The organism is Polynucleobacter sp. 35-46-11 (assembly GCF_002281105.1).
Window position 1 is genome coordinate 1 of sequence record NZ_NCFJ01000058.1, and the last position, 11250, is coordinate 11250.

At 45.5% G+C, this 11250-nt stretch carries 13 protein-coding genes and 2 pseudogenes; 8 read left to right on the top strand and 7 right to left on the bottom strand.

Going from position 1 to position 11250, the window contains the following annotated elements; genetic code table 11:
- The 5 genes from B7Y67_RS06580 to B7Y67_RS06600 all read right to left on the bottom strand — a co-directional run.
- Nucleotides 1-487: SDR family oxidoreductase (locus B7Y67_RS06580; RefSeq protein WP_293597957.1), on the bottom strand; the 487-nt coding region annotated here is incomplete at its 3' end.
- The gene (locus tag B7Y67_RS06585) at nt 484-1779 is read right to left on the bottom strand and encodes a cyclopropane-fatty-acyl-phospholipid synthase family protein (RefSeq protein WP_293597958.1); all 1296 of its coding nucleotides are present in this window, start codon (nt 1777-1779) and stop codon (nt 484-486) included. The genes B7Y67_RS06580 and B7Y67_RS06585, both read right to left, overlap by 4 nt.
- Complete coding sequence (locus tag B7Y67_RS06590; protein WP_293597959.1) at nt 1776-2561, bottom strand: DUF1365 domain-containing protein; 786 nt, start codon at nt 2559-2561, stop codon at nt 1776-1778. Before B7Y67_RS06590 ends, B7Y67_RS06585 begins: the two co-directional genes overlap by 4 nt.
- On the bottom strand, nt 2562-3950 hold the full coding sequence (locus tag B7Y67_RS06595) for an NAD(P)/FAD-dependent oxidoreductase (protein WP_293597960.1): 1389 nt from the start codon (nt 3948-3950) through the stop codon (nt 2562-2564).
- A complete protein-coding gene (locus B7Y67_RS06600) occupies nt 3950-4528 on the bottom strand; it encodes a glutathione peroxidase (protein WP_293597961.1) in 579 nt (192 codons plus the stop codon). The genes B7Y67_RS06595 and B7Y67_RS06600 overlap by 1 nt, the downstream gene beginning before the upstream one ends.
- Before the next feature lie 90 nt (nt 4529-4618).
- Here B7Y67_RS06600 and rfaE2 point away from each other — a divergent pair, with 90 nt between their 5' ends.
- Nucleotides 4619-5110 carry a D-glycero-beta-D-manno-heptose 1-phosphate adenylyltransferase gene (rfaE2, locus tag B7Y67_RS06605; protein WP_293597962.1) on the top strand — a complete coding sequence of 164 codons (492 nt, stop codon included), beginning with the start codon at nt 4619-4621 and terminating at the stop codon, nt 5108-5110.
- Between the two features lie 27 nt (nt 5111-5137).
- Here rfaE2 and B7Y67_RS06610 read toward each other — a convergent pair whose 3' ends face one another.
- Complete coding sequence (locus B7Y67_RS06610; RefSeq protein WP_293597963.1) at nt 5138-5959, bottom strand: type III pantothenate kinase; 822 nt, start codon at nt 5957-5959, stop codon at nt 5138-5140.
- Nucleotides 5956-6756: a biotin--[acetyl-CoA-carboxylase] ligase gene (locus tag B7Y67_RS06615; protein ID WP_293597964.1), complete on the bottom strand. Its 801-nt coding sequence runs from the start codon at nt 6754-6756 to the stop codon at nt 5956-5958. The genes B7Y67_RS06610 and B7Y67_RS06615 overlap by 4 nt, the downstream gene beginning before the upstream one ends.
- Nucleotides 6757-6802: 46 nt before the next feature.
- Here B7Y67_RS06615 and B7Y67_RS06620 point away from each other — a divergent pair, with 46 nt between their 5' ends.
- The 7 genes and pseudogenes from B7Y67_RS06620 to B7Y67_RS06650 form a co-directional block, all read left to right on the top strand.
- Entirely contained in the window at nt 6803-7897 is a 1095-nt protein-coding gene (locus B7Y67_RS06620) for a VanZ family protein (protein WP_293597965.1), read from the top strand.
- Nucleotides 7898-7909: 12 nt separating this feature from the next.
- Entirely contained in the window at nt 7910-8218 is a 309-nt protein-coding gene (locus tag B7Y67_RS06625; RefSeq protein WP_215302172.1) for a ferredoxin, read from the top strand.
- A gap of 22 nt (nt 8219-8240) precedes the next feature.
- Nucleotides 8241-8957 carry an alpha/beta hydrolase gene (locus tag B7Y67_RS06630; protein WP_293597966.1) on the top strand — a complete coding sequence of 239 codons (717 nt, stop codon included), beginning with the start codon at nt 8241-8243 and terminating at the stop codon, nt 8955-8957.
- Between the two features lie 30 nt (nt 8958-8987).
- A complete protein-coding gene (locus B7Y67_RS06635; protein WP_114654086.1) occupies nt 8988-9257 on the top strand; it encodes a DUF493 family protein in 270 nt (89 codons plus the stop codon).
- Between the two features lie 9 nt (nt 9258-9266).
- Complete coding sequence (gene lipB, locus B7Y67_RS06640) at nt 9267-9911, top strand: lipoyl(octanoyl) transferase LipB (protein ID WP_293597967.1); 645 nt, start codon at nt 9267-9269, stop codon at nt 9909-9911.
- Between the two features lie 59 nt (nt 9912-9970).
- Nucleotides 9971-10924, top strand: a pseudogene (gene lipA, locus B7Y67_RS06645) (lipoyl synthase); the annotation flags it as partial.
- Between the two features lie 4 nt (nt 10925-10928).
- Nucleotides 10929-11250 (top strand): annotated as a pseudogene (locus tag B7Y67_RS06650) (hypothetical protein); the annotation flags it as partial.

An 11250-nucleotide genomic window follows, 5' to 3' on the forward strand; every position in this document is an offset into this window, starting at 1 on the left:
CTTTACTCGGCCCATATGCAAGGGCTTTTGGTAATCCACTGTATCCGGCGACGCTACCCACGATAGCAATATGACCGGCATGCTCTTTGAGCATATTGGGCAAAACAATGCTCACTGCCCGCATAGGCCCTAGTAGATTGGCATCAATTGTCTTCTGTGCAATCTCAAAATCAAAATTGTCAGCGCGTAAGGGGGTATATACGCCCGAAACAAATAGTAGTAGGTCTAGACCGCCCCAAGCCCCTAGAATTTTCTGGTAGGAAGATAGGATTTGCTCTTGCTTGGTGACATCAAGAGGGAGTACCAATGCTTGCTCCGACTGCGCTGATTTAGCAAGGGCATTGAGGCGTTCAGTACGACGACTAGAAAGAGCGACTTTTGCGCCAGCCTTGATGAAGGCCTGAGTGCAGGCTTCACCAATTCCGCTGGAAGCGCCGATGATCCAAATACGTTGATTTACAAATGAATTAATTCCTTTTTGTTTCATGGGCACAGGGCATCGCTTGAGTGAATAGCATCTTGGTGTTTGAGGGTGTATTGCACAACATCAATATTCTTTTCGAAGAATCCAGCAGCGCAATACATGAGATAGAAATTCCACAGTCGAATAAAAGCCTCATCAAATCCAAGGCGATAGATTTCTTCAATCTTCTGGTTAAAGCTATCACGCCATAGGCATAAGGTTTTAGCGTAGTCAGAACCAAATGCAAACTCAGCTTCAACCTCTAAGCCTGCGCTGGCAGCAGCAGCCTTGAATTTACTTGGTGAGGGTAGCATGCCGCCTGGGAAAACATATTGCTGAATAAAGTCGGTGCTGTGTCGATAGCGATCAAATAAGTCTTCTGCTATGACGATAGTTTGGATGCAGGCTCGACCCCCTGCTTTGAGTCGATTTGCAACTACTTGAAAATATTCATCCCAATGGTTCTCGCCGACCGCTTCAAACATTTCAACGGAGGCGATCCCATCAAATCGTTCAGTACAGTCTCTATAGTCTTGTAGGCGCACCTCGAATTGCTGTGCATTCCCTGTCTCTGTAACTACCTTTTGAAGTCTAGAGTCAGCAAAGGATTTTTGCTCTGCTGACAAAGTGAGACCGGTAACTTGATTGCCATTGCGTAAGGCTTCTTCCATAAATCCACCCCAACCACAGCCGATCTCTAGTAGTCGGTCGCCTGGTTTAGCATGGATGGAATCTAATATGTGTTTGATTTTTGCGCGCTGCGCATCCATCAGTGATTGCTTATCACCTTCTGAGAACCATGCACTTGAATAGCTCATAGTGGGGTCTAGCCAGAGGCTATAGAAGGCATTACCTAGATCATAGTGAGCATGGATATTTTTACGACTTCCAGATTTGGAGTTGTCTCTAAACCAATGTCTCAGGCGATACGCTATGGAGCCCAACCAACTCCCATAGATTGCTTTTTCTAGAATGGTGCGGTTCCGAATAGCTAGCTCTAGAACAGCCTTGAGATCAGGTGTATTCCATTCACCTCGAATATAACTCTCGGCAAAGCCAATATCGCCATGGGATAGCACTTGTTTAAATACAGACCAATCTAAAACCTGAATCTCTGCATGTAGTTGATCTGACTTATTTCCGAATTCCCTTATTTCTTTATTTGGCAGTGTCAGAACCAAATGCCCACTTCGCAATTGCGCTAAGAGACCTAAAAGGGTGTGTGTGCTTGCACGATATTGCTGTTGCTTTGATTTCGGCCTATCCGGACGGGAGAAGGTGAGGCGAGACAGTAGTGATTGACCGGGGCGATTCATCGGGTAATTTCAAGTTCTGGTGGTTTGGGTTTTGAATGAAAGGGTACACCTTTTAGCCATAATTTCAATGCTTGCCAATGAATGCGGCCAATCACACCAAGACTCATTAGCGGGTAGCGTAGAAAGGCAAGGTAAAGTGCACTTTTACTCAGGGGTTGAGCTAGGCCACTGATGCTGGTGTTGATCAATGGACTTCCATCCTCATGGAGCTCAATTCGACAAACGATATTTCTCTTGGAGCGACTGTCCTGTGAAAATAAGAAACGGAAATGGTATTCCCCGCGAACATCGCAGAAAGGTGATACGTGAAACACTTTCTTGCTCACCAAGGTCTCTCCAGATTTCAGTGCTTCACCAGAGTCATGGTGAAGTAAGTAGCAGTGTCGTTCGCCAAAAGTATTATTCACTTCAGCCAATACAGCCTGAACTTGTCCATTGGCTTGAGTGCAGATCCAAAAGCTGACAGGATTGAAGACATAGCCTAGTACTCGCGGGAAGGTTTGCAACCAAATCTCGCCATCAATATGCTGAATGTGGTGCTGCTCAAGAATCGCTTCAATCCATGACAGGCTATCTACATTCCCTATTCCATGATCTTGATCGAAGAATGAAAAAAGTCCGAACTGATTGTCTTTGAGACCATGCTTACTGAGTAGTTGCGGATCGTTCCTGCGTGCACGCATTGGAATGGATAAAGTAAATACACCGTAGCCAAACGCATTTTTTGCGGGACGAAAACGCCGATGCTTTACCGTACCAAAATTAATCGTTGGCAAATTCATTTACTGAACATCTTTAATGGAATTGGGCAGGGCGCGATGAGCAATTTTTTCCATTAGATCCATTGCCACTAATTCACCTGAACGTAAACCGTCTTCATGAAAGCCAAACCCAGTCCATGCGCCGCAATACCAAATCGAGGAATTGCCCTGAATTAAGGGCAGCTCTTTTTGTGCCTGGACCGCGCGCATATCAAATACGGGATGCGAGTAATGAATTTCTTCATGGACTAGCGATGGGTTGGGATCGGTTAGTGGGTTTAGGCTCACAATAATTTGCGTTCTATCGAATGCTGAAGGCAGAGGTTGTAAGCGGTTGATTAAATAATTGACGCTGACGTGTTGTTGCGCGGTTGGTGTCGCACCAGATTTTGCAGTGTAGTTCCAAGCTGCCCAGCAGCGCTCAGTGGCCGGTAAAAAATTCCGGTCTGTATGCAAAATTGCACGATTCTTTTGATAAGGTACAGAGGCCAAAATATTCCGAGCATCTTGGTCAATGCCATGGACTAACTCTAAAGTCTGATCGCTATGACAAGCCATCACTACTTCATCAAACCAGTGAGATCCTAAGGGGGTAATGACTTCGACCTGAGAATTTTCTGATTTACGGGCATTGACACGAGAAACCGATTCGCGCACAAATTGGACTTGCTGTTTTTCTAGCGCCGCGACTAAAAGCTTCACGTATTCTCTCGAACCTCCTTTAACAGTAAGCCATTGCGGACGATTTTGAATTTGTAAAAGACCATGGTTGTGACAGAAGCGAACCATGGTCTGAATTGGAAATTCCAGCATCTGCTCAACTGAGCATGACCAAATAGCACCAATCATTGGCAAGAAATAATTTTCTCTAAAGCTAGTGCTAAAGCGGTTGCGATCTAAAAAATCTTTAATACGCTCATCTGGCTCTGAGTATTCAAGCTTAGCAGTGATTTGTTCTTCTGCGAGTCGAGTGGCGAGACGATTGAAGCGTAGGATGTCATAAGCCATTCTCCAGAATGACAATGAGAATAAATTTCTTCTTTGTCCAAAAAAAGAATTGATGTCGTTGCCGGCCCATTCAATCTTTTTGTTGCGCCCTATTTTTTCTCCGGCATCAATCGAGACAGAAAAAGACATTTCTGATGGAGCAATTGGAACTTGAATTTCCTCAAATAGACGAACTAAGCGGGGATAGGTTTTACGATTAAATACCAAAAAACCAGTATCTACCCCGTGAGTCAGCTTACCTTCAGAAGTTTCTATTGTGAGATCTACTGTATTGCTATGACCGCCAATATGATTACCGCCTTCAAATACAGTGAGATCCAAGTCCGGGTGCTGTCTTAATGCATATGCGCATCCCAAACCAGAAATACCGGCGCCTATGATGGCAACTTTTTTCTTACCCACTAAATTTTCTCTCCAAGAAGTTTCTCTATTTCACTAGTAATGCTGCTGCTCGTTGGTTTAGTCAAGCTGCCATATGAATCCACTACATTACCATTGCGATCAATAAGATATTTATAAAAATTCCATTTGGGGGTTGTACCAGTTTTAGCAATGAGCATCTTAAATAAAGGATTGGGCTTGCTGCCACTGACCGAGCTCTTAGCAAACATAGGGAACTTTACGTCATAGGTATTTTTGCAGAAGTCAGCAATGTCTTTATTGCTACCTGGTTCTTGTTGCCCAAAATCATTTGATGGAAATCCTAATACAACTAAGCCACGATCTTTGTATTTAGCATATACCTTCTCTAGATCCTCATATTGACTTGTAAAACCGCAAAAGCTCGCTGTATTGACGACCAAAATGACTTTTCCCTGATATTGGCATAGGCTTTGAGGCGCTTCATCCTGCAATCTCGGAAAACTGTGGGACAAAAGAGGACTACAGTTGGGTGATGCTGTTGGCGCACCCTGAACCAATTGCGTTGCAGACACCAGAAAGAGAAGTGCCAATAAATGTCTTGGCAAGTTACGAATCATTTTGAGCCTATAAAAGGGGTGGGGATGTCCAAGTCTAAGACATTCTGACAAATATCGTTGAGCCTGGCTCAATGCCATTAATATGACGCTATGAGCTCCCTACCTTTACCTTCTTTTGAGTCCAAAGTCTGCGCGCTGGCAGACCTGGAGGCTCGTATTTCCGAACTACCAAGACCTCTGGTGTTTACGAACGGCGTCTTTGATATTTTGCATCGCGGACATGCTAGTTACTTGGCTCAAGCGCGAGCATTAGGAGCGAGTCTGGTCGTGGGCGTGAACTCAGATGCCTCGGTCAAAATGTTGGGTAAGGGCGATGACAGGCCTATTAATACCGAGGCTGACCGCCAGGCTTTATTGGCGGCGTTAGAGAGTGTAGATTTAACCGTATTATTTACGGAGCAGACCCCAGTTAATCTGATTGCAAAAATTCATCCGGATATTTATGTCAAGGGTGGAGATTATGAGATCGATACCCTTGAAGAAACGCGTTTGGTAAAAACTTGGGGCGGCAAAGCAGTCGCTATTCCATTTTTATATGAGCGATCTACTACAACGCTACTGGGTAAGATTCGCACTAGCTAAGCACAGCAAATTAAAAAGAGCTAGTACTTAAAGATTTTGCAAGAGCCAAGCCCAAAGCCCACGCAGTACCAAGCCTTCGATAGGCTCAATGGGTAAGGTCGCTAGCTCAGGAAATTGTTTAATTGCATTTGCCAAAATTTTGGCATTACCACCGTCAAGCCAAATTCGTTCGACAGGATGATTCATTGCTTTGGCTAAATACACTGCTTGCAGTATTGCTCCCATTTGAGCTGCATCACACCCTCCGGTAATAGCTTCATCCGTTGTTATGCCAAAGCCCCCTTGTGTTTCAGGCTTACTAGGGCGAACTACTAATGGAAGTTGGGCAGTATTTTGTTGAAGGCTCTCATGCATCAAGCTAAGACCCGGTAAGATCCAGCCACCGTAGTGAACGCCGTTACCGCCCAGTAGGTCAATGGTCGTGGCAGTTCCAGCGTTAATCACCAGCGTATTGGTATTGGAGAGTGCTCTTGCACCAATCAGTGCGGCCCATCGGTCTGCACCCAGTTTACTTGGGTCTTGATAGAGTGTGCGTACACCCTCATAAGTACTGCCACCTGAAAGCTGCTTCCATTCAAGCTCTTGCCATTGCGGAAATAGGCTGCGTAGATTTTGAATTGCAGCATTGCCAGCCACACAGCAAAATGCAATTGCATCTGGTTTTGGTATTGTTTTAGAAATATAGTCGGATAGCTCAGCACGTAGCTCGGGTGATTTGAATGACTTGTTGCTAATCGATCCAGAATATGACCACAGTTTTTTGTTGCGGTCTGAAATGTTTTGTGTTGATTCGACGGCGGCCCACTTCAGCCGAGTATTACCAAGATCAAAAACTAAATAGAGACTCATGATTGCACTCGCAAAGAAACATCGCCTGCATGAATGACAATGGATTTGTCCTGCTGCTTTAGGATCAGTGCGCCAGCGTCATCAACACCAGCAGAAATTCCGATGATAGGCTCTTTGCCTGCGCCTGATATGCAAACAGATTGATTGTTATATGCATCCCACTGCGCCCATGAATTTTTAAAATAGCCAAATCCATGTTGCTTAAATTGAGCTAAATGCTTTTCAAATGAATCAATGAGTTTTAGCCAAATAAACTCAGTATCAGGAAGAGGTGTTTGGTGGGGAACGAGTTGATCCAAAGCAGCAACACCAAGTGAGGATTGGGTATCCAGATTCTTTGCAAGCACTAATGCATTGCGTAGATTTAGGCCCAGCCCGATCACCATCCACGTAGGTGAGCTTGGGTTGCTTTGCCCACCTTCAATCAGAATGCCACCAAGTTTGGAATGATTTAGCAGTAAATCGTTTGGCCACTTTAGTCTTAAACCTTGCTGATAGAGTGCGTGTTCATTGGTTCCTAGAGCCTCAGCAATGCCGGAGACGACTGCCAGCCCTACTACTAAACTGAGTCCGCTAAGCTCATTAGGGCGCTTATTGAATGGGTAGGCCAAGGAAAAGCATAGGGTGTCTTCTGGGCTGGAAAGCCAAGCCCTTCCAGCCCTGCCTTTGCCAGAAGTCTGCTCGTGGGCAATGCGAGCAACAGGATCGATTAATTCCCCTGCGCGCCAGCGGGCCAATAAATCATCATTGGTCGATTTAGTGCTAGCAACACGTTCTAGGATGCAATTCGGATTCATTTTCCTATTGTAGAAAGATCTAGCCTAGCTGACCTAGAATAAGGGAATGCATCACGAAGATCAGCGTCCTCGCAAGTTTGTTTGGCCCCTCCAGGCGATGCCTTTAGCCAGGGCCATTAGTTTGAGCTACGCGCTTTTAATCCTTTATGTCAGCCTCAATCCCTTTGATTTCCACTTTGACAATGGTATTGCTGCATTAGCGTGGTTAGATGCCCCTTTGCCTCGCTTCATCACGCTATTTGATGTCTCGGTCAATATCTTGGCCTATATTCCCCTGGGATTTATGTTGGTCTTTGCCTGTTATCCGCGTTGGCGTAATTTTGTTGCCTTAGGAATTGCTTTGGGCTTGAGTGCAGTTTTAGCATTGAGCGTGGAGTCCTTGCAAACCTGGCTACCCACCCGGATACCGAGCCAAATGGATTGGTGGGCCAATGTATTGGGCGCTTTGTTAGGCGGCCTACTGGCTATCCCCTTAGGCCCTCAGTGGCTCTCTGGTAGTGTGGTGCGCCGTCGTTTTGACCAATGGTTTGGATTGAACTGGGCCGCTTGCGCCCTGTTTCTCCTTTTTCCTTGGACTCAGATCTACCCTCAGAGTTCTTGGCTTGGAACGGGAGTATGGGGACATGCGATTTTTGCCTCGGTTGACTGGGGAACTATGGTGATAAACCATGTTGTACAGGAATCCATCATTACAGCGGTTTGCTGGTTGGGTGCCGGGCTTTTACTATCGCTAGGGATGCGTACAAAAGCTCCCCAGTGGAAAATCTTGAATAGCCTGCTTTGCTTCACCGTTATAGTAAAAATTGCCTTTACGGCATTGCAATTCGGGGCAGTATTTAGCTTGGTGTGGCTCACGGCTGGCGCTATCTGGGGGATGCTGCTGGGAAGTCTGTTACTGAGATGGGCCCTCCGGTTTTCGGTAAGCAATAAAGTTTGGCTTGCGATCACTTGTTTGCTGAGTGCCACACTGGCAATTAATCTCTTACCAGACAATCCTTACTTCATTTTGACATTACGGCAGTGGCACCAGGGCCGGCTATTACACTTTAATGAACTAATGCAATGGGTTTCAGTAGTATGGTTGCCATTGGCGTTAATTTGGGCACTCCGAAATCGGACTACCTTTAATTCAAAAACTTGATTGAGATAATGTATGAGCTTTAAGCACCATGTTTTTTTCTGCCTAAACCAGCGTAAGAATGGCGAAGATTGTTGCGATCGTCATAATGCATTTGCATTATTTGAGTATGCAAAAAGTCGTGTGAAAGAGTTGGGTTTATCAGGCCCAGGAAAAATTCGCATAAACAAGGCAGGATGTTTAGATCGCTGCGCTGATGGACCGGTAGCAGTAATTTATCCAGAGGGTATTTGGTACACATTTGTCGACACTGAAGATATTGAAGAAATTATTCAGTCACACTTAGTGCAGGGGCGCCCAGTAGAGCGTTTGCAGTTAGCTTAAAAAGATTTCAGAAAGCGTTTCCATGAATAGCCGTACAAAAATCATTCATATTGATGGTGTTGTGGGTCAAATCGAAATGTCGATTGACCTACCGGATGAGTTAAAAACGAATACTGATTTTTTAGTGAGGGGTTTAGCCCTAGTTGCCCATCCTCATCCGTTAATGGGTGGAACGATGGATAACAAAGTCGCACAAACTATGGCGCGTGCTTTTAATCAGTTGGGTTACGTCAGTGTTCGTCCGAATTTTCGAGGCGTAGGGGCTTCTGCTGGTGTGCATGATGACGGTATTGGCGAGATGGAAGATCTACTGCATGTCACTGATTGGATGCGAACTCCCTCAAGCTGGAATCAATTTGAAGCTAGCTCACAACAAGCGTGGACCCAGACTGCAAATACTTTGCCTTTAGTCGTTTCTGGTTTCTCATTTGGAAGTTTTGTTGGGACTCATTTAGTGCAACGTTTGTCAGAACTTGGACGCCCAGCTGAACGACTCGTCATGGTCGGAAGTGCTGCAGGTAAGTGGGTCTTGGCACCTGTACCTGCCGATACGATTTTGATTCATGGCGAGGTGGATGAAACTATTCCCTTGATCGATGTCTTAGATTGGGCGCGTCCTCAAGAATTAACTGTTCAGGTAGTGCCAGGCGCAGATCATTTTTTCCACCGACGTCTACATTGCATACGTAACATCATCACCGGTGCTTGGTTAGGTATGCCTGATCATCGCAATCAATAAACTACCAAGCAAATTAGAAAGATCAAATACATGACTGAAGATAGAAAATCTCTTATCGAATATCCATCTGAGTTTCCTATTAAGGTGATGGGTAAAACCAATCCAGAATACTTGCCAGCAATTTTGCACATTGCCCGTCAATTTGACCCCACTCTTGATGAGAGCAAGGTTGAGCAACGACCTTCTAAAGATGGAAATTATCTAGGTATTACTTTGCCGATTACTGCAACCAGCCGCGAGCAATTAGATGAGCTGTATCGCACTTTATCCACGCATCCTTTGGTTAGTGTTGTCCTCTAAATTATTTGCATGAGTTTTTTAGTAAAAAATTTAGGGGTGGCTGATTACGAGTCTACCTATCAAGCGATGCGCGATTTTACGCAGCAGCGAAATGCTGAAACTCCAGACGAAATTTGGATTTTGGAGCATCCGCCAGTATTCACTTTGGGTTTGGCGGGCGATGCGAGTAATTTACATTCCCCTAGCAATCAAATTCCCTTGGTTCAGGTGGATCGCGGTGGCGAGATTACTTATCATGGCCCCGGCCAAATCGTGGTGTATCTTCTACTCGATCTTAGGCGTTTGGGAGTTTTTGTAAAAGAGCTCGTCTCCCGTATCGAGCAGGCTTTGATTGATACCCTCGCAGATTTTGGTATTCAGGCAGAAAGACATGCTGGTGCGCCTGGTATTTATATTGCCCAGGAGAGTCCAGTTTCATCCGAGTATCGGGGTGCAAAGATTGCTGCTTTGGGCCTGAAAGTCTCAAAAGGATGCTCCTATCATGGCCTTGCTCTGAATGTATCGACTGATTTAGAGGCTTTTTCCCGTATTCACCCATGTGGGTATGAGGGCTTAAGGACGGTTGATATGCAAACCCTTGGGATCAAGGACAATATAGACATTATTAGCCAAACCCTTTTAGGGCATTTGCAAAAGCAACTGACTTCATCATGACCACCAATAAGCCGGATCTCGACACTGCCGCCACTAGCAATAGTCGCCAAGACCTGAATTACGATGCTTCCCGAAAGCAAAAGTCGAGCGAGAAAACTGCGCGTATTCCGATCAAGATCGTGCCCCTAGAGCAGGTGCTCAAAAAGCCTGATTGGATTCGTGTAAAGGCCGCCTCTAATAATTCACGTTTTTCTGAGATCAAAAAAATTCTGCGTGAGAATGAGTTAGTAACTGTTTGCGAAGAAGCAAGCTGCCCCAATATTGGTGAGTGCTTTGGTAAGGGCACTGCTACCTTCATGATCATGGGTGACAAATGTACGCGTCGTTGTCCGTTTTGTGATGTGGGTCACGGCAGACCGGATCCGCTGGATACCAAAGAGCCTGGCAACTTAGCGCGCACCATCGCCGCTTTAAAACTCAATTATGTGGTGATTACGAGCGTTGATCGTGATGATTTGCGCGATGGTGGCGCCATGCATTATGTGGACTGCATTTCTCAATCACGTGATTTATCTCCAGGCACCCGTATTGAGGTGTTGGTTCCAGACTTCCGTGGTCGCCTAGACAAGGCTTTAGATATTTTTTCTGAGCATGCACCTCAAGGTCTGCCCGATGTCATGAATCACAATTTAGAAACCGTACCGCGTTTGTACAAGCAGGCGCGTCCTGGTGCTGACTATGCACACTCTCTGAAGCTATTGAAAGACTTTAAAGAACGCTTCCCCCACATTCCAACCAAGAGTGGATTGATGGTTGGATTGGGTGAGACTGACGAAGAGATTTTAGAAGTCATGCGTGATATGCGTGAGCACAATATCGACATGCTGACTATTGGCCAGTATCTGGCGCCTTCAGGCCACCACCTTCCAGTGCAGCGATATGTTCATCCAGATGTGTTTAAGCATTTTGAGGAAGAGGCTTATGCCATGGGCTTCTCTCATGCGGCCGTGGGTGCGATGGTGCGATCTAGCTACCATGCTGATCAACAAGCACATAGTGCAGGTGTTGTCTAAACATATGCTCCGTAAGTTTGGTGTAGTTCTAGCGCTTGCATTGCTACTTTCTGCTTGTAGTCCCAAGCTAGATTGGCGGACAGTGCAGTCTCCGCAAGATCGCTATAGTGCTTTATTTCCAGGCAAGCCTGTAAAGATTCAACGCAAACTCCCATATCAAAATCAAGAAATTCCACAAACTCTAGAGGCGGTAAAAATTGAGGATGATATTTATTCAGTGAGTACGATTCATTTGAGTAGGGGTCAAGCCACACTGGCACCTAAATTATTAGAGCAACTACAGGGCAACTTATTGAATCGTGCGAATGTCAGTTTAGAGAGTGCAC

Coding starts and splice junctions, on each gene's coding strand:
- B7Y67_RS06585 (WP_293597958.1), bottom strand. CDS start 1,779: ATGAATCGCCCCGGTCAATCACTACTGTCTCGCCTCACCTTCTCCCGT.
- B7Y67_RS06590 (WP_293597959.1), bottom strand. CDS start 2,561: ATGAATTTGCCAACGATTAATTTTGGTACGGTAAAGCATCGGCGTTTT.
- B7Y67_RS06600 (WP_293597961.1), bottom strand. CDS start 4,528: ATGATTCGTAACTTGCCAAGACATTTATTGGCACTTCTCTTTCTGGTG.
- rfaE2 (WP_293597962.1), top strand. CDS start 4,619: ATGAGCTCCCTACCTTTACCTTCTTTTGAGTCCAAAGTCTGCGCGCTG.
- B7Y67_RS06610 (WP_293597963.1), bottom strand. CDS start 5,959: ATGAGTCTCTATTTAGTTTTTGATCTTGGTAATACTCGGCTGAAGTGG.
- B7Y67_RS06615 (WP_293597964.1), bottom strand. CDS start 6,756: ATGAATCCGAATTGCATCCTAGAACGTGTTGCTAGCACTAAATCGACC.
- B7Y67_RS06620 (WP_293597965.1), top strand. CDS start 6,803: ATGCATCACGAAGATCAGCGTCCTCGCAAGTTTGTTTGGCCCCTCCAG.
- B7Y67_RS06625 (WP_215302172.1), top strand. CDS start 7,910: ATGAGCTTTAAGCACCATGTTTTTTTCTGCCTAAACCAGCGTAAGAAT.
- B7Y67_RS06630 (WP_293597966.1), top strand. CDS start 8,241: ATGAATAGCCGTACAAAAATCATTCATATTGATGGTGTTGTGGGTCAA.
- B7Y67_RS06635 (WP_114654086.1), top strand. CDS start 8,988: ATGACTGAAGATAGAAAATCTCTTATCGAATATCCATCTGAGTTTCCT.
- lipB (WP_293597967.1), top strand. CDS start 9,267: ATGAGTTTTTTAGTAAAAAATTTAGGGGTGGCTGATTACGAGTCTACC.